At 65.6% G+C, this 22423-nt stretch carries 23 protein-coding genes; 11 read left to right on the top strand and 12 right to left on the bottom strand.

Features of this window, described 5'->3' with window-relative positions; all coding sequences use genetic code 11:
• Positions 1–61 precede the first annotated feature (61 nt).
• Positions 62–859 carry a glycosyltransferase family 25 protein gene (locus ACP146_RS24730; protein ID WP_422369422.1) on the bottom strand — a complete coding sequence of 266 codons (798 nt, stop codon included), beginning with the start codon at positions 857–859 and terminating at the stop codon, positions 62–64.
• A gap of 238 nt (positions 860–1097) precedes the next feature.
• On the opposite strand from ACP146_RS24730, the gene ACP146_RS24725 reads away from it, so the two are divergent.
• Entirely contained in the window at positions 1098–1856 is a 759-nt protein-coding gene (locus ACP146_RS24725) for an SDR family NAD(P)-dependent oxidoreductase (protein WP_422369421.1), read from the top strand.
• 155 nt (positions 1857–2011) lie between these two features.
• Here ACP146_RS24725 and ACP146_RS24720 read toward each other — a convergent pair whose 3' ends face one another.
• Positions 2012–2302, bottom strand: a complete 291-nt coding sequence (locus ACP146_RS24720; RefSeq protein WP_422369420.1) for a 4a-hydroxytetrahydrobiopterin dehydratase — start codon at positions 2300–2302, stop codon at positions 2012–2014.
• Positions 2303–2415: 113 nt separating this feature from the next.
• On the opposite strand from ACP146_RS24720, the gene ACP146_RS24715 reads away from it, so the two are divergent.
• On the top strand, positions 2416–2829 hold the full coding sequence (locus tag ACP146_RS24715) for a metallopeptidase family protein (RefSeq protein WP_422369419.1): 414 nt from the start codon (positions 2416–2418) through the stop codon (positions 2827–2829).
• 246 nt (positions 2830–3075) lie between these two features.
• Here the strand turns inward: ACP146_RS24715 and ACP146_RS24710 are convergent, their stop codons facing one another.
• Complete coding sequence (locus ACP146_RS24710) at positions 3076–4431, bottom strand: IS4 family transposase (protein WP_422364941.1); 1356 nt, start codon at positions 4429–4431, stop codon at positions 3076–3078.
• A 120-nt stretch (positions 4432–4551) separates the two neighbouring features.
• Positions 4552–6168 (bottom strand): Rieske (2Fe-2S) protein, encoded by a 1617-nt coding sequence (locus ACP146_RS24705; protein WP_422369418.1) that lies wholly within the window; start codon positions 6166–6168, stop codon positions 4552–4554.
• 96 nt (positions 6169–6264) lie between these two features.
• Here ACP146_RS24705 and ACP146_RS24700 point away from each other — a divergent pair, with 96 nt between their 5' ends.
• Complete coding sequence (locus ACP146_RS24700) at positions 6265–6927, top strand: helix-turn-helix transcriptional regulator (protein WP_422369417.1); 663 nt, start codon at positions 6265–6267, stop codon at positions 6925–6927.
• A 136-nt stretch (positions 6928–7063) separates the two neighbouring features.
• Positions 7064–7537, top strand: a complete 474-nt coding sequence (locus ACP146_RS24695; protein ID WP_422369416.1) for a hypothetical protein — start codon at positions 7064–7066, stop codon at positions 7535–7537.
• An 8-nt stretch (positions 7538–7545) separates the two neighbouring features.
• On the opposite strand, the gene ACP146_RS24690 is transcribed toward ACP146_RS24695, so the two are convergent.
• Positions 7546–8157: a uracil-DNA glycosylase family protein gene (locus ACP146_RS24690; protein ID WP_422369415.1), complete on the bottom strand. Its 612-nt coding sequence runs from the start codon at positions 8155–8157 to the stop codon at positions 7546–7548.
• Between the two features lies 1 nt (position 8158).
• Positions 8159–8875: a Sir2 family NAD+-dependent deacetylase gene (gene cobB / locus ACP146_RS24685; RefSeq protein ID WP_422369414.1), complete on the bottom strand. Its 717-nt coding sequence runs from the start codon at positions 8873–8875 to the stop codon at positions 8159–8161.
• A gap of 165 nt (positions 8876–9040) precedes the next feature.
• Here cobB and ACP146_RS24680 point away from each other — a divergent pair, with 165 nt between their 5' ends.
• The 3 genes from ACP146_RS24680 to ACP146_RS24670 are packed head-to-tail and all read left to right on the top strand — an operon-like array spanning position 9041 to position 11342.
• A complete protein-coding gene (locus ACP146_RS24680) occupies positions 9041–9547 on the top strand; it encodes a low molecular weight protein-tyrosine-phosphatase (RefSeq protein WP_422369413.1) in 507 nt (168 codons plus the stop codon).
• Positions 9531–10403 (top strand): fructosamine kinase family protein, encoded by an 873-nt coding sequence (locus tag ACP146_RS24675; protein ID WP_422369412.1) that lies wholly within the window; start codon positions 9531–9533, stop codon positions 10401–10403. Before ACP146_RS24680 ends, ACP146_RS24675 begins: the two co-directional genes overlap by 17 nt.
• A gap of 9 nt (positions 10404–10412) precedes the next feature.
• A complete protein-coding gene (locus ACP146_RS24670) occupies positions 10413–11342 on the top strand; it encodes a DMT family transporter (RefSeq protein ID WP_422369411.1) in 930 nt (309 codons plus the stop codon).
• A gap of 133 nt (positions 11343–11475) precedes the next feature.
• On the opposite strand, the gene ACP146_RS24665 is transcribed toward ACP146_RS24670, so the two are convergent.
• The 5 genes from ACP146_RS24665 to ACP146_RS24645 form a co-directional block, all read right to left on the bottom strand.
• Positions 11476–12318, bottom strand: coding sequence for a carbon-nitrogen hydrolase family protein (locus ACP146_RS24665; protein ID WP_422369410.1), 843 nt, complete (start codon positions 12316–12318; stop codon positions 11476–11478).
• 10 nt (positions 12319–12328) lie between these two features.
• The gene (thpR, locus tag ACP146_RS24660; protein ID WP_422369409.1) at positions 12329–12862 is read right to left on the bottom strand and encodes an RNA 2',3'-cyclic phosphodiesterase; all 534 of its coding nucleotides are present in this window, start codon (positions 12860–12862) and stop codon (positions 12329–12331) included.
• A gap of 97 nt (positions 12863–12959) precedes the next feature.
• Complete coding sequence (locus tag ACP146_RS24655) at positions 12960–14003, bottom strand: NADP(H)-dependent aldo-keto reductase (RefSeq protein ID WP_422369408.1); 1044 nt, start codon at positions 14001–14003, stop codon at positions 12960–12962.
• A gap of 64 nt (positions 14004–14067) precedes the next feature.
• Positions 14068–15240 (bottom strand): FIST signal transduction protein, encoded by a 1173-nt coding sequence (locus ACP146_RS24650; protein WP_422369407.1) that lies wholly within the window; start codon positions 15238–15240, stop codon positions 14068–14070.
• A 13-nt stretch (positions 15241–15253) separates the two neighbouring features.
• Positions 15254–15940 (bottom strand): arylesterase, encoded by a 687-nt coding sequence (locus ACP146_RS24645; protein WP_422369406.1) that lies wholly within the window; start codon positions 15938–15940, stop codon positions 15254–15256.
• 343 nt (positions 15941–16283) lie between these two features.
• Between ACP146_RS24645 and ACP146_RS24640 the strand changes: the two genes are divergently transcribed.
• The 3 genes from ACP146_RS24640 (at position 16284) to ACP146_RS24630 (ending at position 20512) form a co-directional block, all read left to right on the top strand.
• Positions 16284–16988 (top strand): ABC transporter ATP-binding protein, encoded by a 705-nt coding sequence (locus ACP146_RS24640; RefSeq protein WP_422369698.1) that lies wholly within the window; start codon positions 16284–16286, stop codon positions 16986–16988.
• On the top strand, positions 16985–19570 hold the full coding sequence (locus ACP146_RS24635) for an ABC transporter permease (protein ID WP_422369405.1): 2586 nt from the start codon (positions 16985–16987) through the stop codon (positions 19568–19570). The genes ACP146_RS24640 and ACP146_RS24635 overlap by 4 nt, the downstream gene beginning before the upstream one ends.
• A gap of 219 nt (positions 19571–19789) precedes the next feature.
• Positions 19790–20512, top strand: coding sequence for a Bax inhibitor-1/YccA family protein (locus ACP146_RS24630; protein WP_422369404.1), 723 nt, complete (start codon positions 19790–19792; stop codon positions 20510–20512).
• A gap of 280 nt (positions 20513–20792) precedes the next feature.
• Here the strand turns inward: ACP146_RS24630 and ACP146_RS24625 are convergent, their stop codons facing one another.
• On the bottom strand, positions 20793–21551 hold the full coding sequence (locus ACP146_RS24625) for a glucose 1-dehydrogenase (protein ID WP_422369403.1): 759 nt from the start codon (positions 21549–21551) through the stop codon (positions 20793–20795).
• Between the two features lie 103 nt (positions 21552–21654).
• Between ACP146_RS24625 and ACP146_RS24620 the strand changes: the two genes are divergently transcribed.
• Complete coding sequence (locus ACP146_RS24620; protein ID WP_422369402.1) at positions 21655–22410, top strand: sulfite exporter TauE/SafE family protein; 756 nt, start codon at positions 21655–21657, stop codon at positions 22408–22410.
• The last annotated feature ends 13 nt before the right edge of the window (positions 22411–22423 follow it).

The raw sequence follows: 22423 nt of genomic DNA, 5'->3' as shown, positions 1-22423 counted from the left end.
GATAATCGCATTGGGTGGCCGGGAGGGGGAGCGGGCCGGCGCCGTCTAAACATGAAAAACTCTAGCGGCCGGAGCGTTTCAGGCTGCGGCGGTCGGCGGCCCAGGTGGACCAGTAGACCCGGCGCTTGCCGAGGGTCTCCGAGACCTTGCGCAGGGCGCGGATCAGCGGGAAGGCCAGACGGTGGGCCAGCCCGGTTTCCATGACCTTGTCGTGGCGCTGGGCGCCGATGGTCGATTCCAGGGCCGCATCCGGCGCCACCGGGGCCGGCTCCACGGTTAACCAGACCAGCCCGTGTTCCCAGCTGCGGCCCATCAGGGTATCGACCGCCAGCCAGTTGCGCTGCATGGCGGGCAGCAGCTTTTCCGCGCCGCTGCGGCGCAGCAGATAGGCATGGGCGCCGCCCAGGGTGGTCTCCAGCCGCACCATCCAATAATCGCCGGTCAGATGGGCGACGCGGCGGCGGCGGCGGCGGCGCATCTTTTTGTCGTCGACGAAGCGCACCATGTCGAAAGGCTGTTCGCTGGCCAGGATCGCCGCCATCACCGCCGGAAAGTCGGCATGGAAGACCACGTCGTCCTCCAGCACCAGGGCCTGGTCCAGCCCCTCCGCCAGCAGGCGTTCGCAGGCCGCGCGGTGGGAAAGGGCGCAGCCCAGTTCGGAGGCCGTCAGATCACGGCCGTAGGCGTAGCGCCGCCGCTTGCGGTCGTAAGCCGGGTGGGCGGCCACGTCGATCGCGCGGCCGTCCACCGCCGCGATGAAGACGTAGTCCAGGCCGAGGGCATCGAGGCGTTGGCGCATGGCTTCGCGCCGCGCCTCGGCGCGGGCCAGATTGATGACGAAGACCTTCAGCCCCTGCATGACGGCTTTGCTTGCTTCCCTGGGTTCAGTCCCGGTCTGGGTTCAGGCCCGGCCCCGGCTTCATCACACAATCGGCGGCCCCGTACAAGAAAGAGGGCAAGAAGGGGGCCCTGGTGTTTCCCCGGGGTTCGTCATTCCCGGGGCTCGTCATTCGGGGACCGCTCTGCTATAGAGCCCGCGCTTTTTTTCGAGATCGTGCCGCGCAGCGCGGCCTTTGGCAGTGAGAGGGGATCAGGAGATGGACGTTAAGGAGCTTGCAGCAATCGTCACCGGCGGAGGATCCGGCCTGGGCGCCGAGACGGCGCGGCATCTGGCCGCTGCCGGGGCCAAGGTGACGGTACTGGATCTGAACGGCGAAGCCGCCGAGGCCGTGGCCAAGGAAATCGGCGGCCTGGGGCTGGCCTGCGACGTTTCCAGCGCCGAGGCCGGCGAGGCCGCGGTGGCCCAGGCGCGGGAAGCCCACGGCCCCTGCCGGGTGCTGGTGAACTGCGCCGGCATCGCCCCGGCCAAGCGCATCGTCGGGCGTGACGGGCCGATGCCCCTCGACTTCTTCGAGAACGTCATCAAGGTGAACCTGATCGGCAGCTTCAATCTGCTGCGCCTGGCCGCCGCCGACATGCTGGGGGCCGAGCCGCTGAACAGCGACAACGAGCGCGGGGTGGTGATCTCCACCGCCTCCATCGCCGCCGTCGAAGGCCAGCTCGGCCAGGTCGCCTATGCCGCCTCCAAGGCCGGAATCAACGGCATGATGCTGCCGGCGGCCCGCGAGTTCGCCAAGATGGGCGTGCGCGTGCTGACCATCGCACCGGGCCTGATCGGCACCCCGCTGCTGTTGAACATGCCTCAGGAAGTGCAGGACAACCTGGCCGGACAGGTGCCTTTCCCGCACCGCTTCGGCCACCCCGCCGAGTTCGGCAAGCTGGTCATGCACATCTGCGAGAACACCATGCTGAACGCCGACACCATCCGCCTCGACGGCGCCATGCGGATGCAGTAGGGCGGAACCAACAAAGCCCCCTCACCCCGACCCTCTCCCACAAGGGGAGAGGGGGATTAAAGAGGGATGCTATCAAATCCCTCTCCCCTCCGTGGGAGAGGGAGGGGCCCGCGGAGCGGGAGGGTGAGGGGGGCTTTGTTTGTGCCCGGACGACTCTAACCCGCGTAGCTCTCGATGCGTTTGGCGAGCTTCACATCGAGCTCGGAGAGGCCGTCGCAGTCGTGGGTCGTCAGGGTGATTTCCACACGATTGTATACATTGAACCACTCGGGATGGTGGTTGAGCTTTTCCGCCGCCAGGGCGACCCGGTTCATGAAGCCCCAGGCTTGGTTAAAGCTCTTGAACTGGAATGTCTTTTTCAGGGCATCGCGGCCCTCCACCGGGCCCCAGCCGGGCAGGGTCTCAGGCAGAGTTTTGCGTTCCTCGGTACTTAGCTTCTCCACCATGGCGTTCCTCCGAAAAATAATCGTCCGGGTTAAGGTTAACCGAAAGTGACTGTGCTTGGACTCCCGGTCAAGGCAGGCTAAGTTGGGGTCAAGAAAAGGCGATAGGAACGGTTATGGCACGCATGCACGACGTCGGGCGCTACACGACACCGCCCGAGACCAAGCATCTGGAAGCGCTGGCGCGGGAGGCTTATGCCACCATCCCCGCGGACCTGCGCGATGCCCTGGGCAACGTGGTCATCCATGTATTGGATTTCCCCGACGACGACACCATGGAGGAGATGGACTGCGAGTCGCCCTTCGATCTGCTGGGGCTCTATCGCGGCACCAGCCTGCTGGCCAAGTCGACCATGGACACCCCGGAAGACATGGACATGATCTTCCTCTATCGCCGTCCGATCCTCGACTACTGGTGCGACAGCGGTGACGATCTGGCCGACGTCGTGAAGCATGTGCTGATCCATGAGATCGGCCATCACTTCGGCTTCTCCGACGACGACATGGAACAGATCGAACGCTATCCCTGATCGCCAATCGGGAACAGGGAAAACGACAACGGCCCGCCGCAAGACGGGCCGTTTTTCGTTGGTACCAAAAAAGGCCCCGCCCTCTAGCTATGCGGGACGCTGAACACCCCTCACCCTCCCGCTACGCGGGACGCTGAACACCCCTCACCCTCCCGCTACGCGGGCCCCTCCCTCTCCCACAAGGGGAGAGGGAAATACTGCGACCCTCTTTTTGGTTCCCCCTCTCCCCTTCGTGGGCTATGGGATTCACACATTTTCGATGTTTGTTGCGAGTGCGAATCCGGTGAGTTGTGCTGCGAGGGTTTGCCAACCGGTTTTCATGGTCTTTGGTCCGGGCGGTTTGTAGTAGCAGTTCCATCCGCCGAGGCGGGCGCAGACCCAGGCGAGGAACGCGAGGCTGTCGGCTGGATGCGGATTTTTCTGGCGCTCGGTGTTGCCTTCGAGCGTCTTGGAGATCGCCTGGAATGCGGGCAGAAAGCCGGCGTCGAGGGCGTCCGTCGCCGGTCGGCGCGAGCCGTCGCGGGCATCGACCAGTTGCATGATGCGGGCCGCCGCGCCGAGCGCCATGGCGGCGAACTTCATCAGCCGCCCGGCATCGTGCATCTGGGTTTCGTCGAAGCGCAGGCCGTCGCTCTTGCAGGTTCGGAACAGCTGCTCGATGCGCCAGCGCAGGCGGTAGAGCTGAACCGCACGCTGCGGCGCGATGTCCGCCGACGACAGCAGACGCCAGTGCAGCGCCGCCTTGCCCGCCGGCGGATCGGGCTCGCGCGCTTCGACGACGGTCATCTCGACCATCTCTGCGGCATGCGCCTTCTTCAGCCTCGAGGGGCGGACGATCCGCACACGGCGTGCCCGCAGTTCCACCGTGGCCTCGCGGCCCTTGTCGCCCGGCCCACGCGGGCCGACCTTCACGACAGACCGGCCTTGCGCAGGTTCCGCCGCCAGTGCCTCGAACAGGCGGCGGCCATCCGCCCCGTCTGCTTCGTTCTCCCCGTCCGCCAAGCCACGGTCGTGGCGCGCCCGCACCACAAGCTCCACGCCCTCGGGCTTGCCGGCAAACAGCGTGTAGACGTCGCTTTCCCGGTCGGCCACCACGGTTACGCTGGCGGCGCCGGCCAAACCCTCGCCGGCGCAGCGCGCCCCGGACAGCCAGCGACCGCTCTCCTTGTCCGAAGGCGCACGCCGCCGACGATCGCCCGCCTTGACCGGCGGCCGGGTCCAGATCTCGGCCCCCACAAGGCCAAGCACCGCCTCGTCCTCGGCGTCCACCGCAAGCAGCGGGTGCAGGAAAAAGGCCGGGCTCGTGCCATCCGCCCCGCATCCAAAACCCCGGCGGTTGGCCGCGCGGTTCTTGAAGTTGATCTCGCTCGTATCCTGGATGCAGATCACATGCCGACCCGCGCACACCGCCGCCGTCCGGGCCGCAAGGCCGGACAGGATCGCCGCAACGCTGGAATGCGGCGAAGACAAAAACCGGTGGCACGCCATCTCACCAGCCCGGTCACCACCAACCTTGCGCAATACGCAACTGCCGCTCGACACCAACTGGTCCATCATCCATTCCGACCGACCCGCAACACGCACGTCTCCAAACCCAGCCATCCAGATCCCCCAAAAAACCTGGATTGCTTGAATCACATCATCGCCTCAAAGAGAAGCAATTCCGTGAATGCCGTAGCCCCTTGTGGAAGAGGGCCGGGGTGAGGGGGCTTTTGTTTGGTATCACCCCTCGCCAGCGACGAAGCTGATGGCCTGGCGGGCCGTGCGTTTGCTGTGCTTGCGCTTCAGGGGCTCGTGGAGGAAGCGGTTCACAGCGGCCAGCAGATCGGATACCCAGGGCGCTTCCGGGTCCGCCGCGATCTCCTCCCGCGCCGCCGACAGCAGTTTCACAAGGTGCACCGAGACGATGTACTCGGTCTGGGCGTGGTCAAAGAGCCCGCGCATGTTCTCATCGAAAAAGGTGCCACTGTCGTCGACCCGCCAGGCGCTGGCGTCATAGTCGCGATCGACGTAGGCGGCATTGCGGCCGATGAAACAGGCGATCTGCAGCAAGCCCTGAGGCCAAAGCCGCGGATGGCGGCTGCAAAGCACCCGCACCGCATTGCTGAAGGTCACGGCATGGGTGAAGTCGAGCCAGCCGACGTTGTGGGAAACCGATTTGTCGGTGGCGTCCTGGATCGCGAGGTCGAACTGCAGGAAGTCCGCCACCGCCGCCCCCAGCAGCGCATCGTAGAGCGCCTTGATGTCGCCGCTGGAGCGCAGGGCGCGGTCCATCACCTTGGGCAGCGAGAGGCGGCGCAGGTCCTCTGCGGCAATCGGCTCCCCGCCCGCGCCGTCCCAACGCGCCAGGGCCGCGCCGTAGCTACGGAATTCCGGGATCAGGTCCTCCCGGGTCGCATAGACGAGAGAGCGCACGAGGGTGAGCAGCAGCGGTTCGGCACTGTCGGGGCCGAGGCGTTCGATCAACTGGCCGGTCTTGTAGACATAGATCGCCGCATGGCCGAAGTCCTGATAGTGGGCCAGCGCCGCTTCGGCCAGAGGTTCCTCCAGATCAGGATAGCCCAATCCGGCAGCCAGGGCGCCGCGCAGCAGGGCCATGGCGGCGGTCTCGTCTTCCGCCTCGATGGCGGCGACGAGGGCGGCTGCGTCGTAGGGACGGCTTTCCGCCGGGAAGGGATAGGCCGGCTCCCGCAGAGAATCCCAGGCCAGGTGGCCGACGATCTCCAGCAACGGCACCAGGCGCTCGCCTTCGTCAGCCGCCTTTTCCTCCCGCAGGGCCAACCAGTCGGGCGCCGCCGCATGGGCATGGGTGGTGCCGAACTCGAAGTGGGCCGCGGTCCAGCCGACCGCCCCGCGCAGGGCATCCAGCGGGTCGCCGCCGGCCAGCTCCAGGCGCGCAATCTCCCGCGCCATGCGGTCGTACTCGTGACGGCGGAAGGACTGATGCAGGTTTTCCAGCGCCGCCGCCCGGCGTTCTTCAGCCGGCGGGTCGGTGATGTCGAGCCAGACTTCACCGTTGATAATCTCCACGGGATAGCGGCGCAGTTTGTCGCCGCCGACCAGGGTCTCGCCGCCTTCGAGATCGAATTTCCAGTTGTGCCAGTTGCAGGTCAGGATGCAGCCCCCGCCGTCCGCCCCCTGGGTCAGCTTGCCCTCCACCAACGGAAAACCTTCATGGGGGCAACGGTTGTTGCAGGCGTAGACAGCATCCTCACTTGCGAAGACGACGATCTGCTTGCCGCCGCTCTTGACGACCTGACGGCCCTTTTCGCGTAAGGCTTCGAGGGAACCGACAAGCAACTTGTCACCGGCCCGAGGTTCGGCTGCCAAGGCGGTCATGGCTGTTCTCCTCATCCAATATTCGAAAGTTTTTTCTTGAGAAATACGATAGAGCCGCCGCTTGCTTTTCTCAAGAAAAAACTTTAGGTAATAAGAATGCTGAAGAGAGCCGCGAAACCGGGCGAGAAGCGCAGCCGCCGCGCCCTCATCGATCATCTGAAACAGGACGGTCCCCAGGACGCCACCCAATTGGCCGAGCGCCTGGGCATTTCCGCCATGGCGGTGCGCCAGCATCTCTACGACCTGGAGGCCGAGGGCCTTGTGACTCATGAGGCCGAGGCACGGCCGCCCGGGTCGGCAAGAGGCCGTCCGGCCAAGCTCTGGGCCCTGACCAAGGCCGCCGACCGTTTCTTTCCCGACGGCCATGCCGATCTCACCGTCGGTCTCATCGACTCCATGAAGCAGGCCTTCGGCGCCAAGGGGCTGGAGAAGCTGCTGGCGGTGCGCGCCCGCGAGCAGGTCGAGGCCTACAAGGCCCGCATCGGCAAGCGCCGCAGCCTGCCGGCGAAGCTGCGCGCCCTGGCGGCGATCCGCAGCGAGGAAGGCTATATGGCCGAGGTGGAAAAGGCCGCCGGCGGTTACCTGCTGATTGAGAATCACTGCCCGGTCTGCTCGGCGGCCGCCGCCTGCACCAGCCTCTGCAGCAGCGAACTGGAAGTCTTTCAGCAATCCCTGGGCGGCACGGTCGAGGTGAAACGCATCGACCACATCCTCGCCGGCGCCCGGCGCTGTGCCTATCTGGTCACGCCGAAAGACTGACCCGTTAGATCATCAGCACTCCTGGCTTCATGCTTTGAGACAGCCGCTACGCGGCTTCCTCAGCATGAGGGCAAACAGGGCGTGGCGCCCGCTTGGTTTTTCGATAACCTGCGCTTCGGCCAACAAGGACATCTTCGTGGATCATCTCCAGGAATTTCACCCCCGCCGCGCTTTGTCGTTGCCCGTCGTGGAAGGCATCGGATGGCAGTTGAAGCAGTATGCCATCCTCGCCGACGGAAGGGATTTCGACGACCGCATCGCAGCCGCAGCAGCAACTGAAGCACTCAAAAGACTGCCCACCGCTGGCAGTCTAATTGACGGCGCTGGAAACCACGGTGTCGGCTTTCAGATCGTCCACTTTGCAGAGGTCGCCGTCGTATCCCCGGTATTCTACTGGCAGTGGGGCAGTGTTCTCGCAAGCATCGAGCAGATGCGGGCGCCGTGGGAAACGCCAACAGCGTTTGGGAACGGTGTGAAGGAGGTCGTGGGCTGCGTCTGGGAAATGGAGGTTGTTTGCTTTGAGGTCGAGGCGTGGAAAACGACGCTGCTAACGGAAGTTGGAACCCCGGAACAGAGACTTGCGCGCTATCTTGAACGGCGATTTGCGTAGCATCTGTCTCACGGCCGCGTCAGCCGCTTCACCCGCTTGCGCAGTTCGGGCAGCAGGTCTGTCTCGAACCAGGGGTTCTTCTTCAGCCAGGCGGTGTTGCGCCACGACGGATGCGGCAGCGGCAGGTAGTCCGGCAAATAGTCGCGCCAGGCCCGCACCGTTTCGGTGAGATTCTTCTGCCGCCGCTTGCCGAGGTAATGGCCCTGGGCATAGAGCCCGACCAGCAGTGTCAGCTTCACCTTGGGCAGGGCCGCCAGCAGCGGCGGGTGCCAGAGCGGCGCGCATTCCGGGCGCGGCGGTTTGTCACCGCCCTTGGCATCGACGCCGGGATAACAGAAGCCCATGGGCACGATGGCGATCCGGCCCGCGTCGTAAAATCTTTCCTTGGGGATCGCCAGCCAGTCGCGCAGACGGTCGCCGGAACGGTCGTCCCAGGGCGTGCCGCTTTCGTGGACCCGGGTGCCCGGCGCCTGGCCGATGATCATCAGGCCGGCCCCGGGTTCGGCCCGCAGTACCGGGCGCGGCCCCAGGGGCAGATACTCGGCGCAGACCCGGCAGGCCCGGGCGGCGGCAAGGATTTCCTCCAGGCCAGGTCCCGATCCCTGTCTTTGGGGCGGCATCTTACCAGCCATCTTTCAGAACCTGTTCGACGAAGGCCGGCACCTCCTGCGTCGCCGGGCCGTAGCGGCGCTCGGCAAAAAAGGTCTGCCCTTCCGAGGGCTCAAGGTTCAGCTCCAGGGTGTGCGCCCGGCCGTTGCTGCGGGCCTGGGTGACGAAACCGGCGGCGGGATAGACATTGCCCGAAGTGCCGATGGAGACGAAGAGATCGCAGGCCGCCAGGGCATCGTAGATGCGCTCCATCTCCAGCGGCATTTCACCGAACCAGACGACATTGACCCGTAGCGTGCCCTCGACGCCGCAGGACGGGCAGAGACTGTCGATGGTCATGGCCTCGCGCCAGGGGCTGATGGCACCGCAGGCGAGACAGCGTGCCTTCAGCAACTCACCATGCATATGGATCAGCGCCGGCGAGCCCGCCCGCTCATGCAGGTCGTCGATGTTCTGGGTGACCAGCAGCACCTCGCCCGGCCATTCCCGCTGCAGTCTGGCGATCGCCAGATGCGCGGCGTTGGGCGCCACCGCCTGGTCCAACAGACCCTTGCGGCGATGATTGTAAAAAGCATGGACATGATCGGGATTGCGGGCAAAGGCCTCCGGCGTCGCAACGTCTTCGATGCGCACCCGCGCCCAGATTCCGTCCGGATCGCGGAAAGTATCGAGGCCTGATTCCTTGGATATGCCCGCCCCGGTCAGAATGACGATACGGCGGTCTTTCATCTCAAAATAACTGCTTTCGCTTCCTGATCCCCAGTTCGAAGCGTCCAGGCGCCGCCAAGCATCTCGGTTCTACCACTGGCGCTTCTCTGAATTCTCGCGCAAGCTTGCTCACGCGCTAAGGCAATGATAGATCAAAACCAGCGCCTGTGTTCCACTCATTCTTTTGTGAATAGACTTAATACACTCAAGGTCCTTGTCGTCTGCACCGGGAACATTTGCCGTTCGCCGACAGCCGAAGCCTTGCTGCGCCATCATCTCGAATCTTCCGGACTGGCGGACCGCATCATTCTCGATTCCGCCGGCCTGACGGGATACCACGTCGGGGATGCCCCTTCGCCCGAAGCGGTGCACTGCGCCGCCGCGCGCGGTTACGACCTTACGGGTCTACGGGCCCGCAAACTGACCCAAGGTGACTTCGCCGACTTCGACCTGATCCTGGCGATGGACAGAGGGCACATGCAGGAACTGAAGGCACTGTGCCCCCGGCAGTCGGCCTGCCGCCTCGCGCTCTTCCTGGAGGTTCTGCCGGAGGCAGGCGAAGAGGTCGCCGACCCCTATTACGGCACCCTGGCGGACTACGAGTCCATGCTGGACCTCATCGAAGCGGCCATCCCCGCCTGGATTAAGGCTTTCAAGCAGGACTACCTGGCTGGTCATGGACCCGATCACTAGCGGCGGCCGACTGCCGCTGCAGCAGCTTCTCGCCGACACCCTCGGCCAAAGGCCCGAGGCCGTCACCCCTCTGCTCGGCGGCTGTGTGGCCGAGGTCTTCCGGGTGGATCTGGCTGGGGCCGAACCTCTGGTGGCCAAGGTTGCCCCGGAAGGCGGCCTCGCGATCGAAGGCTTCATGCTCGACTTCCTCGCCGCCAGGACCAGCCTGCCGGTGCCGCCGACACGCCACGTCGCCGACCAGTTGCTGCTCATGGACTACATGGATCATGAAGCGGGCGCCGGCGACACGGCGGCGCAGGAAGACGCCGCCGAACGGCTGGCGGCGCTGCACGCCATCACGGCCCCGGCCTACGGCTTTGAGCGCGATACGGTGATCGGCGCCCTGCCGCAACCCAATCCCTGGACCGAGAACTGGTGCGACTTCTACCGCGAGCAGCGCCTGCTGGTGATGGGCCGGATCGCCCGGGAGTCCGGCCGCCTGCCGGTGGAAATCCACCGCGAGCTGGAAGCCTTCTGCACCAGGCTGGAGCGCTTCATCGAACAGCCGCCGCAGCCCGGGCTGGTGCACGGCGATGTCTGGTCCGGCAATGTTCTGCTGCGCCGCAGCAGCGTCGCCGCCTTCATCGACCCGGCGCTCTACTTCGCCGATCCGGAGGTGGAAATCGCCTACATCGAGTTGCTCTCGACCTTCGGGCCCGCGTTCCACCGCCACTATCAGGCACTGCGGCCGCCGCGGCCCGGTTACCGCGAAGCCCGCCGCGACATCTACAACCTGTTTCCTTTATTGGTGCACACGCAGATCTGTGGACCCCCCTATGCGCAAATGGTGCGGGACATCCTGACCCGCTACGCGTAGAGATGAAGCATGAGCGACGAGGTTGCAAAACCCGCAGCCGGTGAGCGGATCGGTTTCGGCATCGCCTGTGCGCTGGTCGGGCTCTTCGGCATGGCGGTCATGGATGCCTGCGCCAAGTTCCTGGGCGAAGGCTATGCCGTGAGCCAGATCATCCTGGCCCGCAATTTCTTCGGCCTGATGACCATTCTTGCCTTCGTAGTCTTCAGCAGCGGCGGTCTTGCCAACCTGCGCCCGCGCCGCCCCGTTCTGCTGCTGGCCCGCGCCTGCGCCAACCTGGGCGCCGCCTTTCTGTTTTTCACCGGCCTGCGCTACATGCCCCTGGCCGATGCCTTCGCCATCGCCTTCGCCGCCCCCCTGTTCATCACCGCGCTTTCGGTGCCGGTGCTGGGCGAGCATGTCGGCATCCGGCGCTGGGCAGCGGTGATCTTCGGCTTCCTGGGCGTGCTCGTCGTCGTGCAGCCCGGCACCTCGGCTTTTCGAATCGAGGCGCTGCTGCCGCTGGGGGCGGCGTTCTGCTACGCCATCGCCATGCTGATCGGGCGCAAGCAGACCCGCTTTCTCTCCACCTCGGCGATCCTGTTCTGGCCCAGCCTCATTGCCGTCACCGTAACGCTGGCGATGATGCCGGCCCAGTGGCAGACCCCGACCCTGCCCGACCTCGGGCTGTTCATCTTCATGGGGGTCATCGGCACGGCGGGCATGATGCTGATCACCCAGGGCTACCGCTTCGCCCCGGCAGCGGTGATCGCGCCCTTCGACTACTCGGTGCTGCTCTGGGGCGTCATCTTCGGCTGGGTCATCTGGCAGGACGTGCCGGGCGCCGAAGTCTGGATCGGCTCGGCCATGCTGATCGCCAGCGGCCTCTATATCCTCCACCGCGAAACGCGCAAGCCGAAGGAAACCGCACCGCCGGCAGGACCGATGGGCCCGACGTCCTAGAGCAGATCCGGGTTTTATGGAATCGCCTTTGCGATCCATCCAACCCGGTGAATCTGCTCTAAACAGTTGATGCCGATCGGATTCACATGTTTTGGCGCAACCACGAAGTGGTTCCGTCAAAACATGATCCGATCTAGTGCTTGCCGGCCGGCGTAGTAACACGCAGGTTTTCGTAGAGCCGGCCGCTTGACGCTTCAGAACGGAACGCGCGGATCCGGGCGTAGAGTGCATCCTTCTCAGGATCGTCAGCGATGGCGTTCACCGTAAAACCTTGGCGGTGAAGACGGCAGGCGGAACCGCGCCGGCCGGAACGTTTCACCCAGTGACTGGCAAAGGCCTGCGCCGGGTTGCTGGCATTGGCGACGGAGATAAAGAGGCTGTTGGTGAAGGCATGGCCCTGCAGGGTCGGCGGAACGACATCACTGTGCAGGTGACGTCCGTCCAATCCTGCAGCGAAGGCCGAAAGAAAAACCAGGTCGACGCCCGCCTCGGCGTAGGCTTGCCAAAGCCCCGGGAAAGACCATTCCAGACAGATCAAAATACCGCAGCGCCGGCCGGCGATATCGATCACCGCCAGAGCGCTGCCGGGGGTAAAATGGTCCAGCTCGCTCAGCGAACAGCAACGCTTGTCATAGCGGATGGCCGGATCACCATCCGGCCCGACGACAAAAACAGAATTGTGGGGAAGCCAGGCTTCGTCGAAGCGGTGCGCCGCCCCGTAGACAACCCAGACCCCCAGATCGCGGCAAGTCTCGGCAAGCTGGTCGTGGGCTGCTGCCAAGGCCGCCCAATCGTAGCCCGCCCATCGCTCCACCTTTTTGTCCAGATACCCCGACAGGGCACATTCCGGGAAATGCACCACCGCCGCATCCGCAGCCGCCCGGCGCATCAAGGCGATCATCCGACGAACGTTGGCCACGGGATCGGCGGTGACGGCAAACTGCACCGTCGCGACGCTAAGGCGGGGTTGGCTCATGGCCTTGGAACTATAGCAGCGGATAGGCTGCTTCCGGCGCATAGATCGCGCCTTCGCGGGCGAGGTAGCTGGAAAAGAGCGTGAACTCGGTCACCTCGAAGGGCGCGGCGCGGAACAGCGACCGCTCGACGATATAGTCGTGCAGACGTTCGCCCGGATTGGTCTTGAAGCGCGCCAGGGTGACATGGGGTTTGAACTTGCGCTTTTCCGGCGCCAGCCCGGCGCGCTGCAGGGCATTTTCGATCTTGGCCTGCAGCCGCTCCAGCGCCTCGTTCGGCTCTACCCCCACCCAGAGCTGGCGCGGACGGCGGTCGTCGCCGAATTCGCCGAGGCCGGCAAGGGTCAGGGAAAAGCGCTTCCCCTTGAGGCCGGAAAGCGCGGCATCGATGTCCTCCGCCTCGTGGCGCCCGACCTCGCCGATGAACCGCAGGGTCAGGTGCAGGTTCGACGGATCGACCCAGCGCGCACCGGGCAGGCCGGCGGAAAGAGCGCAGAGCCGGCTGCGCAGATCGGCGGGAAGGGCGAGGGCAACGAAGAGACGCATGATCGATAACGCAAACTGACGAAAAAAAGGCGACAACGGCAGCCTTGGCTGCTGCGTTCAAGTGTTCAGGGGCAGGGGCGGTCAGGGCCAAGGGCGTTTAAGGACAGGGATAGGTGTAGTCCTTGTGGATCGTTTCGATCCCCGCAAGCACCTCTTCACTGAGCACCATATCCTTGGCCTGGAGGTCCAGCTTCAGCTGTTCCATTTTCGTGGCACCGATGATCGAAGCGGTCACGAAGGGGCGGCTGAGCACGAAGGCATGGGCCAGATGCGCGGGGTCGAGGCCATGATCCCGGGCCAACTTCACATAGGCAGCCGTCGCCGCCTCGGCCTGCTTGCCCTGATAGCGGGTGTTGTCCGGCCACAGCGTGCGCCTTGCACCCTCGGGCCACTGGTCGTTCAGGTACTTGCCGCTGAGGGCACCGGCGGCGAGCGGCGCATAGGCCAGCAGGCCGCAATCCTCGCGTAGGGCGACCTCGGCCATGCGGGTTTCGAAACTGCGGTTCAGCAGGCTGTAGGGATTCTGGACCGACGCCATGCGCGGCCCCCTGCCTGCTTCCGAACCGGTGATGAAGCGCATGGCGCCCCAGGGATTTTCGTTGGAGAGACCGACCTGGCGCACCTTGCCGGCCTGCACCACCGCATCCAGCGCCTCCAGGGTTTCATCGACGGAGGTCTCATCGGCCTCGGCATCGTGTTCGTAGGCGAGGCCGCGGAAATCGTTGGTCGCCCGGTCCGGCCAGTGCAGTTGATAGAGATCGATGTAGTCGGTCTTCAGACGCTTCAGGCTGGTGTCGACAGCCGCGGTGATGTGTTCCTTGTTGAAGCGGGTCTCGCCGCCGCGGATATAGGGAAAGCGGTTCTTGTTCGGCCCGACGATCTTGGTCGCCAGCACCACCTTGTCGCGCTTGCCGCGGGCGGCGAACCAGTTGCCGATGATCTCTTCAGTGCGCCCGTAGGTCTCCGCCTTCGGGGCGATGGGATACATCTCCGCGGTATCGAAGAAGTTCACCCCCTGATCCAGGGCATAGTCCATCTGCTCGAAGCCCTCGGCCTCGGTGTTCTGGATTCCCCAGGTCATGGTGCCCAGGCAGACGGCGCTGACCGAGATGTCGCTGCGCCCGAGTTTGCGATGTTCCATGAGAGGTCCCCCAGAGTGCCAGAAAAAGAGTAAAGACTGCGCGGAGCGCGAGAGCGGCGAGGCTTCAGAGCAGAAGCGTCAGAACGCCGGTATAGCCGTAGAGCCTGTTGTTCGAGATTTCGCCGTTGGCAAAGAAGCCGCTCAGCGGAATATCGCCAAACGTCTCCCGTATCAACTGCAACTCCTCGGAATTCGTTCCAAAAAGATGCCGGCCCCGGGCGACGCAGGAAAAGTAGAGCGCCGCGCGCGGCGCCCCGCCGGCGCGTTCGCGCAGATCCTCCAACATACGTTTCAGATCGCTGCGCGCCGAGGCATGATCGCGGCGGCAGAAGCCGAGGCGGTCGCCGCCAGCGACCTCGTCGCCGATCTGCAGACACTCGCGTTCCATATCCAGGCCGACCAGATTGCGGACCAGATAATCGCCGGTATCACTGCCCGGAATCGGCAGGGCGGCAAAGATGTAGCCGCCGATGCGGCTCAGGTCGCGGGCCAGGAGTTCGCCGACATCCTCGCGCAGCACCGCCAGCGCCGGGCGGTCGTCCAGACTGGTCACGATGCCCTGCCCGGCGGCGCCGGTCACCTCGTGACTCTCCCCGATCGGCGTGCAGCCCTGGGACAGGCCGGTCACGGCCAACTGCTCGGAAGAGAACAGCACCCCCGACAGACCGCCCTCCGCCAGGGTGCCGCAAACCTGCGGAAACTCGGGGCTTTCCGAGGCTGTCAGCCCGCCGACCAGAAAGGCCGAGGTCTTACCGGATACCGCTTCGACAATGTCGACGATGGCCGGGTTGCGCGGATCGCCGTGCACCACCCCCAGGATCGGCTTGTGCTCGCCGACCCAGGCACCGTGATGCCGGTCGAAGTCCGCCATGTCGCTGACCACCGGGCGAAACGGCCGATAGCTGCCCTCCGGCAGCGCGGCAACGAGGATGGAAAGCGCCGGACGGTCATAGAATTCCGCGCCTGAGGCCATAACGCCGAGGCCGACGGTGCCGGTCCAGTCGGCGACGCCGCTGCGCTCCCGCAGGAAGGTGACGATACTGCCGAGATCATCGGCCAGCGCCGCCGTGACATAGATAAAGCCGAGGTTGGCACGCTCCGGCAGGCTGTCGAGGGCGTCGAGACAGGCCGCCGCAATCGACCCCCAGGCCCCCGGTGCCGCGGTCTCGCCGACGGCAAAGGCCGAGGCGTAACGCCCGGCGCGCTGGGCGCCGCTTTCAATGGAACTGGCGGTCATCGCAAAACCTGCTTCAGTTGGTTTGCGGCGGCACCTGCGCCGCAGCAGCCGCCTTCACCAGTTCAACGACCTGCGGCGTGATACGCTTTACGATCTCGGCCACCCCGGCAGCATTGGGATGGATGCCGTCGGCCTGGTTCAACGCCGGCTCCAGGGCCACCCCCTCGAGGAAAAACGGATAGAGCGGCGCTTCGTACTTCTCGGCGAGGCGGGGAAAGACGCTGTTGAAGATATCGCCGTATTCGCGGCCAAGATTCGGCGGCGCGAACATGCCGGCGAGCAGCACCGGCAGCCCGGCAGCCGTCAGCCGGGCCATAATGGCGTCGAGATTGTCGTAGGTGGCGCTGGGATCGAGGCCGCGCAGCCCGTCGTTGGCCCCCAGTTCCAGAATGACCGCCTGCGGATCGTCGGCCAGGGCCCAGTCCAGGCGCGCCAGACCGGCGGCCGTCGTATCGCCCGAGTTGCCGGCATTGATCACGGTGACGTCCAGACCCTCGGCACGCAGCGCCGCTTCGAGCTGTTCCGGGAAGGTGTCCCCCGCCTCCAGACCATAGCCGTGGACGAGGCTGTCGCCGAAGGCCATCAGCCGGAAGCTTTCCGCACGCGGGCTGCCGGGAGACAAAACCAGGAGAATCGCAGCCAACAGGGCCGTGAGCCGGAGGGCCCGCCCGAGGCGGCCTTGAAGGAAAGGAACTGTCATTGCCCACCTGTCATGAAGGAAGCCAAGGGGGAGAAACCCGTTGCCGGAAGGTCTTCCTTAGGTTTTGTCGGCTTTTTTAGCCATCCCAAAGAAGTAGTTGTCCTGGGCCGTCCTATCAAGCGGCCTCGCCATCGGGGCGGAATTCCGCGCTTTTGGAAAGCCGCGGAGCGGTCCTCGCGGTTGGAACGGCGGCACTGCCGCGCGTTGACATGCGCTCAGGACGATCCATATGGCAGGCAGGCCGTATAATAGAGGGACCATGACAGATCTCAGCCCCCAAGCCGCGGAAGCGGCATCGGCCGCGAAGGCCGCCGGATTCTCCCCGAAATCCTCGCCGGATTCCATGACCGCCCCCATGATCGCCCTGGAGGCGGTGGAACTGACCCTGCCCTCCGCAGCCGGCCCGGTCCATATCCTGCGCGGCCTCGACCTTGTTATCAGCCGCGGTGAGACGGTCAGCGTGGTCGGCCCCTCGGGCTCGGGCAAGTCCTCCATGATGATGATCATGGCCGGCCTGGAACGCGCCAGCGAAGGCCGGGTGAGCATCGGCGGGACCGTGTTCAACGGGCTGGACGAGGACTCCCTGGCCAGGTTCCGGCGCGATTCCGTCGGCATCGTGTTCCAGGACTTTCATTTGGTGCCCACCATGACCGCCCTGGAAAACGTCGCCATTCCGCTGGAGTTCGCGGGCCGCGACGACGCTTTCGACCGCGCCGCCGCCTGTCTGGGGTCGGTCGGCCTGGGCCATCGCCTGACCCATTACCCCGGCCAGCTTTCCGGCGGCGAGCAGCAGCGCACCGCCCTGGCCCGCGCCTTTGCCGCCGGTCCCGACCTGATGCTGGCCGACGAGCCGACCGGCAATCTGGACGGCGAGACTGGCCAGCAGATCATCGACCTGCTGTTCGGGCTGCAGGCCGAACACGGCACCACCCTGGTGCTGATCACCCATGATCCCCAACTGGCGGCGCGCTGCGCGCGCACCGTGAAACTGCTGGACGGCCTGATCATCGACGACGGTCAAGAAACCGCCCAAATGGCCGGCTCGTGACGACGCTGGACCAGACGGCGCCGGCGCAGCCGCAGAGCGATGCAAAGCCCGGCTTCGGCGGCGGCCTGCCGCTGGCCCTGCGGCTGGCGCGGCGGGAGCTGCGCGGCGGCCTCAAGGGATTCCGCATCTTCCTCGCCTGCCTCACCCTCGGCGTCGCCGCCATTGCCGGCGTCGGCTCGGTTTCGGAAGCGATGCTGCAGGGCCTGCAACGCGACGGGCGCATCCTGCTGGGCGGCGACATGGACCTGCGCCTCACCCATGTGGCGGCCAGCGCGGAACAGCAGGCCTGGCTCGGCGAGCGCGCCGATGTCTCCGTCACCTCGGAAATGCGCGCCATGGCCCGCGGTCTCGACGCGGACTCGCGCCGGGTGCTGGTCGAACTGAAGGCCGTCGACGATCTCTATCCGCTCTACGGCGCCGTCGAGCTGGCGCCGGCCCGCGATCTTGGCGGTGCCCTTGCCCGACAGGACGGCGTCTGGGGCGCGGTGGTCGACGGCAACCTGCTGCGCCGCCTGGAGGTCGAACTGGGCGAGCTGGTGCAGATCGGCGATACCCAGTACCGCGTCTCGGCGGTGCTGGAGCGCGAGCCGGACCGCACCTCCCGCGCCTTCACCCTGGGCCCCACCTTCATGGTCGCCCAGGACAGCCTGGAAGCCACCGGCCTGGTGCAGCCCGGCAGCCTGATCCGCAATCACTACCGCCTGCGCCTCAACGACGGTATCGACACGGTCTCTCTGCGCGCCGACCTGGGGAACGCCTTCCCCGAGGCGGGCTGGCGCATCCGCGACACCACCCAGGCCGCGCCGGGCATCGGCCGCTTCATCGACCGGCTGACCCTGTTCCTGACCCTCGTCGGCCTGACCGCGCTGCTGGTCGGCGGTGTCGGCGTCGGCAATGCCGTGCGCAGCTACCTCGACGGCAAAACCGGGACCATCGCCACCCTGAAGTGCCTGGGCGCCCCCGGGCGCCTGATCTTCCAGGTCTACATGGCGCAGATCCTGTTCCTGGCGCTGATCGGTATCGTCATTGGCCTGCTGATCGGCGCGCTGGCCCCGGTGGCCGCCCAGGCGGTCATCGGCGACGCTTTGGGCTGGCGGGCCGAACTGGCGGTCTTCCCGGTGCCGCTGATCACCGCCGCGGCCTTCGGCGTGCTCACGGCCGTCACCTTCTCACTCTGGCCCCTGGCGCGGGCCCGCTCCGTCGCCGCGGCCAGCCTGTTTCGCGACCTCGTCGCCCCGGCCCAGGCCCTGCCGGACCGCAAGACCCTGCCGGCCCTGGTTTTCTTCGGCGGTCTCCTGGCCGGCCTCGCGGTGCTGACCGCCACCGACCGCATGCTGGCGTTTTTCTTCGTCATCGGCGCCATCGCCGCGCTGCTGCTGTTCCGTCTCGCCGCCCAGGCGATCATCGCCGCCGCCCGCCGCCTGCCGCGCCCGCGCCATCCCGGCCTGCGGCTGGCGGTCACCAATCTCTACCGGCCCGGCGCGCCGACGGGCTCGGTCGTCATGTCGCTCGGCCTCGGCCTGACGGTGCTGGTGGCCATCGCCCTGATCGAAGGCAACCTCTCGCGCCAGGTCGAACAGAGCCTGCCGGAGGAAGCGCCGGGCTTTTACTTCATCGACATCCAGCCCGATCAGGTCGCCGAGTTCGACAGCCTTGTCGCCGGCCTGCCGGGCATCACCGATGTGCAGCGCGTGCCCATGCTGCGCGGACGCATCTCGGCGGTGAACGGCGTCTCGCCGCGGGACATGGAAATCCCGCCGGACATCCAGTGGATCTTCCGCGGCGACCGCGGCCTGACCTGGATGCGCGAACAGCGGGCCGGCGACGAACTGACCGTCGGCGAATGGTGGCCCGCCGATTACGACGGCCCGCCCCTGGTTTCCCTCGACGACGATGTGGGCGAAGCCCTGGGGATCGGGCCGGGCGACACCCTGGGGGTCAACATCCTGGGCCGCGACGTCGAGGTGACCATCGCCAATCTGCGCGCGATTGACTGGAGCAACCTGACCATCAACTTCGTCATGGTGTTCTCCCCCGGCGTTCTGGAGCGCGCGCCGCAGAGCCACATCGCCACCGTGAAGGCCGAACCCGAAGCCGAGGACGGCCTGGAGATCGCCGTTACCGACCGCTTCATCAACGTCTCCTCGATCCGCGTGAAAGAAGCGCTGGAGCAGGTCGGACAGTTGATGAACCACATCGCCACGGCGGTGCGCGCCATCGCCGCCGTCGCCCTGGCCGCCGGGGTCCTGGTGCTGGCCGGCGCCGTCGCCGCCGGGCACCACCGCCGGGTCTACGATGCCGTGGTGCTGAAGGTGCTGGGAGCCACCCGCCGGGTGATTGCCCAGGCCTTTCTGCTGGAATACGGGCTACTCGGCCTGGTGACCGCGGCCATCGCCGCGGTGATCGGCAGCCTGGCTGCCTATCTGGTGCTGACCGAGATCATGGGCACGCCCTTCATCTTCCTGCCCGAGGCGGTGCTGACCACCGCCCTGCTGGCCACGGCGATTACCATCGCATTCGGGTTTGCCGGCACTTGGCGGGCCCTGGGCCAGAAGGCGGCACCGCTGCTGCGGAACGAGTGAAAAACAGCCGGAAAAGGCCGCTTACAACAGCAGAAAACTGTACTTTCCGGCCCGAAATATGAACTAAAATTCACGCATAAGCTATGCGGAAATAGGTTGATTCAGGCCCGCCTTCCGCCAATATTACTTATGAATTCTATGGGCAAGACCGCGACCTTGGCTTTGTCGCCCCGGTTGTGTGTCTAAGCACTGATGCTTGGGTAAACGAAAGGTGTCCTGATGGCTCTCGGTCCCGACCGCAAATACATGACGCAGACGCAGGCGGATGCTGCGCAGATCGATGAGGGTCTGCGCAAGTACATGCTTGGCGTCTACAACTATATGTCGCTGGGCGTCGCCTTTACCGGTGTTGTCGCCCTCTTCGTCGCCACGCAGCCGGCGCTGCTGCAGGCAATCGCCCTCAGCCCGTTCCGCTGGGTTCTCTTCGGCGGCATTCTGCTGATGGGTTTCGTTGCCCCGCGCATCATCACGACCGGCTCCATGGCGATGGCCCATGGCTCGTTCTGGCTCTACGCCGCCCTCTGGGGCGCGCTGATGTCCCCCATGTTCCTGCTCTATACGGGCGACAGCATGGTGCGGGTGTTCTTTATCACCGCCGCGGCCTTCGCGGGCACGAGCCTCTACGGCTACACCACCAAGCGGAACCTGGCCCCGCTGGGCGCTTTCTTCATGATGGCGACCATCGGCATCCTGGTGGCGCTGCTGGTGAACATCTTCCTGCTGCAGTCCGAGCTGTTCCACCTCGGCCTCTCCATCGTCGTCGTGCTGGTCTTCGCCGGCCTGACGGCTTACGAGACGCAGATGATCAAGAACATGTACGAGCAGAGCGACAGCGGCGAAGTGACCACGCGCAAGTCGATCTTCGGCGCCTTCATGCTCTACGGCAGCTTCGTGACCATGTTCATCTGGCTGCTCTCGATCTTCGGCGTCGCCCGCGAATAGGCCCGCTGAAAATCGTGATCGAACGCGAAGGCCCGGGACATTGTCCCGGGCCTTTTGCTTTGGGGTACTACCTTAATGCTCCACCCGTCATACTCGGGCCTGACCCGAGGATCCATCGCAGAGGCAAAACCGTTTTCACCCGCCGAAGGTTCCAGCGGGCGGGTCTATGGACCCTCGGATCAAGTCCGAGGGTGACAAGGGGAGAGCGCCAAAACCAAACACATCGGCAAGGCAGGGCCTGCCCCCGCGTGCTGTCAGTCGGGTGGCTTGCTCATCAGCCTCAGATACAGCGCCCGCCGTCGACCTCCATGGTGACGCCGGTGAGGAATTCCGCCGCGTCGGAAGCCAGGAACAGCGTCGCCTCGGCAATGTCGTGCGGGGTCGAGAAGCGTCCGAGGGGAATGGTGGCCTCGAACTTCTTGCGGTTCTCCGGCGTGTCCGGCACCCCCATGAAGGTCTCCATCAGCGCCGTCTCGCCGATCACCGGGCAGATCGCGTTCACGCGGATCTTGTCCGGCGCCAATTCCACCGCCATCGACTTGGTCATCACGTTCACCGCGCCCTTGGAGGAGTTGTAGACCGTCAGGCCGGGGCGCGGCCGCAGCGCCGCGGTGGAAGAGGTGTTGATGATGCAGCCGCCGCCTTCGGCCTTCATCAGCGGGATCGCCGCCACCGCCGCCAGGTAGATCGCCTTCACATTGACGTTGTAGATGAGGTCGAACTCTTCTTCCGTGACCTCGGTCATCGGCTTGTTGCGGTGGGACACGCCGGCGTTGTTCACCAGGACGTCGAGCCGCCCGTAGCTGTCAAGCGCCGCGCGCATCATGGTGTCGACATCGCGCTTGTCGGTGACGTCGGCGCGCAGGCCGACCGCGGCGCCGCCGGCACCGTCGATTTCATGGGCCACCCGTTCCGCCGCCTCGCCGTTGATGTCGGCCACCACCACGCGTCCGCCTTCGGCGGCGAAAAGTTTGGCAATGCCTTCGCCGAAACCCGACCCGCCGCCGGTGACAATGGCGACCTTTCCTTGAAGCCGCATCACTTCCTCCCGCTTGCTTGTTGTTCGTTGAGTGATCGGAAGCTTAGAGCATGAACGCACTAACACCCAAGACCCGCTGCCGCAGACCGCCTATGATCGGACCATGTGGGAGATCGATCTTATCGTTGTCGTCGCGGCGAGCTTTCTGCTGGCCGGGCTGGTGAAGGGGCTGGTCGGCCTTGGCCTGCCGACCGTCGCGCTGGCCCTGCTCGCCACTCAACTCGACCTGAAAGAAGCCATCCCGCTGGTCCTTGTCCCCTCGATCGCCACCAACATCTGGCAGGCGATGAGCGGCGGCGCCCTGAAGGCTTTGGTCAAACGGCTCTGGCCGCTGCTGGTTCCGGCCTGCGCCGCCATCTGGTTCGGCGCCGGCCTGCTGGCGTCTCTCGACGCGCTGCTGCTCTCCGGTCTCTTCGGGTTGCTGGTCTGCCTCTATGCCACGGTCAGCATCACCGGCCTGCAGGTTCCCGCGCCGGGCAGGAAGGAGGCCTGGCTTTCACCCCTGATCGGGCTGGTGAACGGCACCGTCACCGGGCTCACCGGGTCCTTCATCTTTCCCTCGGTGCTCTACCTGCAAGCGCTCGGCCTGGCGCGCGATCACCTGGTGCAGGCCATGGGCATCACCTTCCTGGTTTCGACCACGGCCATGGCCGTGGCCCTCAGCGGCCACGCCCTGCTGCCCGCCGAAGCCGGCCTGCTCTCCGCCGTCGCGCTGGTTCCGGCGCTCGCCGGCATGGCCCTGGGCCAGCTTATCCGCAAACGCCTGCCGGAAGCGCGCTTCCGCAAGCTCTTCTTTCTCGCCCTCGCCGCCCTCGGCGCGTATCTTGCCGCCGCCGCCTTTGTGACGCCGCAGCTATAAACGACCCGCAATT

It is taken from the genome of Pelagibius sp. (assembly GCF_965249265.1).
Lineage (GTDB): Bacteria > Pseudomonadota > Alphaproteobacteria > Kiloniellales > Kiloniellaceae > Pelagibius.
Note: the sequence above shows the minus strand (reverse complement) of the source record. Positions and strands in the feature narration are given on the sequence as shown.